We start from the raw sequence: 3,524 nt of genomic DNA, 5'->3' as shown, positions 1-3,524 counted from the left end.
GCTTGAGATTCAACAGCACAAAACATCGGCAGGATAGCCACAGTGCAACATAAAACATTCTTAAATTTCATAGTTTTATCCTCTTTCAATAAACTTTCTTTGTAAGTCTACACTCTGTTTTCTTTTCGATCATTTTTAGGCATATTCTGAATTCACATTTGTGATCCAAATAAAAAACAGATACCTTCTAACCGTGTAATTGTCTATCAAATGACGAACCAGGAGTGTAGAAAACAAAAGAGCCGGCAGTGATGATGACTGTCGACTCCACGAATAAATCAATGCATTTCGTGTTCTTTTTCGGTCTTAGTTATGGATATAACATATATCGTAACCGCTGAGACCACCAACGTGTTCTACTGAAACTTCAGAAACTTTAACATTTCCTGAACTAACAATCTGACCATCATCATACTGTTTCCAAGGTTCAGTTTTATCATTCATAGCCATATGAACACTAAAATTCTGGGTATTAAAATCTATATGTGGCGTTTTAGTGTATTTATTCAACCTAAACCTCCCTTGGGCAGACACCTCTCTGCCACGATACAATTCGTTTGCTCTGGCCTCATTTTTCTTGGCTGTAGCACACATTTCTTCTATAAGCGGATTACTAACAATATTAGACTGAGAAGCTGATTTAGTGGTAGCAGTACTATTTGAATTGTTTTCTCCGATAGTCGGAAGCCTGAAATCGGTCATATTACATCCTGCAAGAACAAGTGATAACAGACCAACTGAAATTAACTGATTTTTCATAGTTTTATCCTCTTTCAATAAACCTTCCCTGTAAGTTTACTATTGTTTTTTTTTTGACCATTTTTAGGTATATTCAGAATTCACATTTGTGATCCAAATAAAAAACACATTCTTTCTATCCGTGTAATTGACTGATCGCTAACCAGCCTCATTCTTCCACAAACACATTCGCTCTATTGCCTTGACGCTCATCTCGATACACGGCTGTACAACTTTTAATCATTCAAAAATTATTTTTCTATAGCCTTCGTCAAAACATGGTTTTCACGTCCATTGATATAGTAGGAGGTCAAAGATTTATGACAGAACAACAGAAATCCATAATCAAAACTCTGCGCGAGCAGAATTTCAGTTATAACGCCATTGCCAAAGCGATGGGTGTCACCGTGGCTACAGTTAAAAGTTACTGCCAGCGTGCAGGTCTCGCAGGCAACCGTAAGGAGGCGTTTAAGTCTCAGTCAGATACACCTTTGGAGCTTCCGACTTTCTGCAGATGCTGTGGCAAGCAGCTCATCCAAAGGGAAAAGGTTAAACACCGTAAATTCTGCTCTGATGCGTGTCGGGTAACCTGGTGGAATGCACATCCGGAACTGGTTAAGCGCCGTAATCCTCACACAGTAAAGTGTCTCTGCTGTGGAAAAGAATTCACCTACTTTGGCATCAAACAGCATAAGTTCTGCACCCACGAATGCTACATCAAACATCGTTATGAAGGAGTAACCTGTGACACCGAAACAGTTTGAGTCTGAAATGAACTATCTGGTAGCAAGGCATTTAGCTGAATGCTTTCTGAAACAGGGATTCATGACCAAAACCGAGTTCAGAAAAATTGATGATCTTCTCGTCAGGACATTCTCCCCTCTTATCGGAAAACTCTTAACACTATCGCTTGATAAGTCCGGCGATAAGAGTGAGTTGGAGCAGAAACAGCAAGCTCTCTTAACTGAGATGCAAACGCTCGATTCAGCCTTACGTCAACTGTTCCAGCAGAACGCCACTACGGTTCAAGATCAGAGTGAATACAGGAAAAGCTATGATGAGATTACTCAAAAGTTCAGCAAGGCCGAAGAACAGAAGAAACTAGTCGATCAGAAACTCAGCAATCTTCTCGAGCATCGTGGCATTATCGAGAATTTCATTAAAAAGCTGAAAGAGCAGAACGGTCAGATATCAGAATTCAGCGAAAACCTTTGGTGCGGTCTGCTGGATTACGTCACGGCTTATGCTGATGGCAGACTCGTTTTCAGGTTCAAGAACGGTTCGGAGTTTGAGGGATAAAAGCGGTATAACTTAAAGATGAAAGGTCTGATTACTGTGATGATGGTAGTCGGACTTTTTTTTATTTATCGAAGTAATTTACACCTCAAAAGCCCAAAGTGTAGAAGTAAGCCCGATGAGCCCATATAAGCTGTAAAGCCTTATGCCACAAGGCTCTGTATCAAATTTGGTATAGGGATTTCATATCAGTAACCTCGGAAGTATCCCAGTTGCCGATTGGCTGATTGAAGGATGTTGCACCAAGGAACATCCATTGCATATCAGTAACCCTTCTTTTCCATATCGAACTACTTTTTTATTGGCAACTATGATTCCGCTACTGAATACTTTTTTAGAAAAGAAGGTATTTTTTCTCTTGAAATACCAAATATATTCTTAAAATCCTTAGCGTGCCCTTTACCTCCGTTGGCTCCATCCAAAATGTGTTTTAACACCCTTGATGAGTTACCATTTTCGAGCCACACAATTTTACCAGTCGTATCTCTGACTATAAAAACAATATCTTTTTCTAAAAATTTAATATTGTTTTCTTAATTCTGAAATTAAATCCGCTCTTGATTCTTTCTTGGGGGTATCGGCTAATTCATTATTATGAATTGTACAAAAGAGATTGAAAAATTTAAACGGATGATGAGTAAACGGTAGCATTTTGATGAACGACTTGTTCGCAGATTAAGCTTAAAATAACAGTTGAATAATTTGCTGGTACTAGTTAAATTACTGACATATGAACAGTACGGCTAATTGTTAACAGGAAGTTATGTCCTGTATCACGGATAAAAATTCGGCGCTATGATAAAATGACAGTCGATGGTGTTGAGTTCGAGGTGGTTAAAGTCATGGGAAGCATTCTGAATCCTGACAAGGATAACAGCTTTATTAATCTGGTTAAAGCCAGAGATACCAGAGTGTTTGTTGATAAAACTGATTTTATTGAAAAAACCAATGCACTTTTTAACACTGATGGAAAGCTTTTGGCTGTAACCCGTCCCCGCAGATTTGGCAAAACAGTAACAGCTCATATGCTGTCAGCTTACTATTCCAAAGGATATGCCGGTCAAAAGATTTTTGATAATCTAAAAATAACGAATAATGAATTTAAAGCCTGTTACGAAAAACACCTCAACAAATACAATGTCATTTATATTGATATGAATACCATTGACGGATTGTTTGACGGCTATTCCAACAAGAAACAGAAGGTAGATGGCGTTAATGATCTGGTTGACTATTTCGAGTATTCAATAATTAAAGAATTAAAATCAAGCAGTGAATTTGCAGGGTGTCTCGAAAAACATCAGATTGAAAACACAGGACTTTTGGAAACTTTACTTGCGATTACTCAGGATTTGAATACCAAATTCATTTTTATTATGGATGAATGGGATTTGATATATCGGGAATATTGTAACGATGAAGTTCTACAGAAAAAATTTATTAAGCTGTTAAAAAATTTATTTAAGGCTGATGGTGGACAGGTTTGCTTC

At 37.9% G+C, this 3,524-nt stretch carries 5 protein-coding genes; 3 read left to right on the top strand and 2 right to left on the bottom strand.

What is annotated here, in order from left to right; translation table 11 throughout:
- Positions 1-306: 306 nt before the first annotated feature.
- A complete protein-coding gene (locus BMY80_RS10775; RefSeq protein WP_093143576.1) occupies positions 307-759 on the bottom strand; it encodes a hypothetical protein in 453 nt (150 codons plus the stop codon).
- Positions 760-1,058: 299 nt separating this feature from the next.
- On the opposite strand from BMY80_RS10775, the gene BMY80_RS10770 reads away from it, so the two are divergent.
- Both BMY80_RS10770 and BMY80_RS10765 read left to right on the top strand, forming a co-directional pair.
- A complete protein-coding gene (locus BMY80_RS10770; protein ID WP_031580239.1) occupies positions 1,059-1,502 on the top strand; it encodes a sigma factor-like helix-turn-helix DNA-binding protein in 444 nt (147 codons plus the stop codon).
- Positions 1,483-2,037 carry an SHOCT domain-containing protein gene (locus BMY80_RS10765; RefSeq protein ID WP_093143573.1) on the top strand — a complete coding sequence of 185 codons (555 nt, stop codon included), beginning with the start codon at positions 1,483-1,485 and terminating at the stop codon, positions 2,035-2,037. Before BMY80_RS10770 ends, BMY80_RS10765 begins: the two co-directional genes overlap by 20 nt.
- Positions 2,038-2,197: 160 nt before the next feature.
- Here BMY80_RS10765 and BMY80_RS10760 read toward each other — a convergent pair whose 3' ends face one another.
- Positions 2,198-2,320, bottom strand: a complete 123-nt coding sequence (locus BMY80_RS10760) for a BspA family leucine-rich repeat surface protein (protein WP_483880052.1) — start codon at positions 2,318-2,320, stop codon at positions 2,198-2,200.
- A 517-nt stretch (positions 2,321-2,837) separates the two neighbouring features.
- Here BMY80_RS10760 and BMY80_RS10755 point away from each other — a divergent pair.
- On the top strand, positions 2,838-3,524 hold a 687-nt coding region (locus tag BMY80_RS10755; protein ID WP_177178574.1), incomplete at its 3' end, for an AAA family ATPase.

The sequence above is a fragment of the Ruminobacter amylophilus genome (assembly GCF_900115655.1).
In the GTDB taxonomy this organism is placed as follows: Bacteria; Pseudomonadota; Gammaproteobacteria; order Enterobacterales; family Succinivibrionaceae; genus Ruminobacter; species Ruminobacter amylophilus.
Note: the sequence above shows the minus strand (reverse complement) of the source record. Positions and strands in the feature narration are given on the sequence as shown.